This window comes from Mucilaginibacter sp. P4_G9 (genome assembly GCF_056400985.1).
This window is the reverse complement of sequence record NZ_JBFUKF010000714.1, coordinates 1-1,545: the sequence shown is the minus strand read 5'-3', so window position 1 is coordinate 1,545 and position 1,545 is coordinate 1. Positions and strand designations below refer to the sequence as shown.

Genomic DNA, 1,545 nt, shown 5'->3' with positions numbered 1-1,545 from the left:
CTGTAGGTATGTGCCATCATTTCATTTGCTTTTTTTGAAGCTGCATACAATGAAACGGGATGATCAGCAATATCGTGTTCATTGAATGGCATTTTTTTATTTAATCCGTAAACGCTTGAAGAACTTGCATATACCAAATGGCTAATTTTAAAATGCCTGCAACATTCTAATATATTCAGGAACCCTTTTATATTTGAATCAATATAAACATCGGGATTGGTTAAACTATAACGAACACCCGCCTGTGCTGCCAGGTTACATACAGCATCAAACTTAAAACTTTGAAAAGTACAATCCAGTTGCTCTTTATCTAACAAATCCAATTTTATAAAAGTATAGTTTGGATACTTTTTACTCCGAACTGGTATTCCATCTTCCAAAGTATTTACCTGAATACCTGTATTGGCCAAACGGGCATATTTCAGCCTTACATCATAATAATCATTTAAATTATCGATGCCAACAACGGTATCTCCTCTTTCAAGCAAATGTTTGGCCAAATGATAGCCAATAAAACCAGCTGTGCCGGTAATTAAAATTTTCATAAATTTAGGTTTAAAGTTTAAAAAGAAAGCGTTACAGAAAATTGCCTTTAGTTTATTTTACGTTGGAAGGGTTCCCCGGGACAGGGCTGCTCAGGTAGTCTCCAGCCGTGGAAGTGAATTGCAATCACCCACTTCCAGGTTAACATTCATTGAGATAGTTTTCAGAATTATTATAATAGTATATTATAATAATTCTGAAGAATTTAATTTAAGAAAGCGCATTAATAATAGCATTCAGGAAAATACATAAGATTGCGCTGAAAATATTTATTTCATTTTGTAAGTATACTTTCGGCCATTTGAAAGTGGATTTGTATTATCAGAGGTTGAAAAAATCAACATGTTTCCCCAATGGCTAAATTCGCCCAGGCCAAATACGCGAATGTCTTGATGAACTGAATGTGCGGGGCCCAGCTCAACACCATTTTCGAAAAGCCGGAGGGTAGAAGCGGTAGGCTTGGAATTTGAATCTCCCATCTGTGGAAGATTATATCCAACTTTGTAGGCAAAACCACTATCAGACTTTAAACCGATTAAATTTATTGCTATACCTCCTGAAGTATCATGACCGGTAGTATCATGTACCGTTATTAGTGTATCATGTACCGTTATAGTATCGTGTACAACCGGGTTTTGTATACCTTTTTTACAGCTGTTATTTAGCGTAACAGCAAATACTAATACAGCAAGTAATAGTACTTTTTCCAATAGTTTAGTTTTGGGTTCCATGATATTTTAATTTAAAAAGTTAACAATGAATAATGATCACTCAAATTATTAGTGATATGAAGATTTATTATACTAAGGCTTTCAAGATAGTATTGATAAAAATTTCGGGGGTTCTGTTTTGGATATAATGCCGTATAAGCATTTTGTTATCAGAATTGGTTTTCAGCGCTTTACCAATGGCAAGCAATAATTCATTTATATTATTTACTTCAGCTTTAAAAATACCGGGAATATCTTCTATTCCTCCTGCGCACTTTGTACAAACAATAAC

Annotated in this window: 3 protein-coding genes; all 3 read right to left on the bottom strand. The window is 34.2% G+C overall.

Annotated elements, in window-relative coordinates; translation table 11 throughout:
* Nucleotides 1-545: GDP-mannose 4,6-dehydratase (locus AC1DPZ_RS26995; RefSeq protein ID WP_477409325.1), on the bottom strand; the 545-nt coding region annotated here is incomplete at its 3' end.
* Nucleotides 546-812: 267 nt separating this feature from the next.
* The gene (locus AC1DPZ_RS26990) at nt 813-1,274 is read right to left on the bottom strand and encodes a hypothetical protein (RefSeq protein WP_477409323.1); all 462 of its coding nucleotides are present in this window, start codon (nt 1,272-1,274) and stop codon (nt 813-815) included.
* 67 nt (nt 1,275-1,341) lie between these two features.
* Nucleotides 1,342-1,545: hypothetical protein (locus tag AC1DPZ_RS26985; protein ID WP_477409321.1), on the bottom strand; the 204-nt coding region annotated here is incomplete at its 5' end.

Bases quoted from the DNA above. Each gene is read 5' to 3' on its own strand.
- AC1DPZ_RS26990 (WP_477409323.1), bottom strand. From the start codon at position 1,274: ATGGAACCCAAAACTAAACTATTGGAAAAAGTACTATTACTTGCTGTA.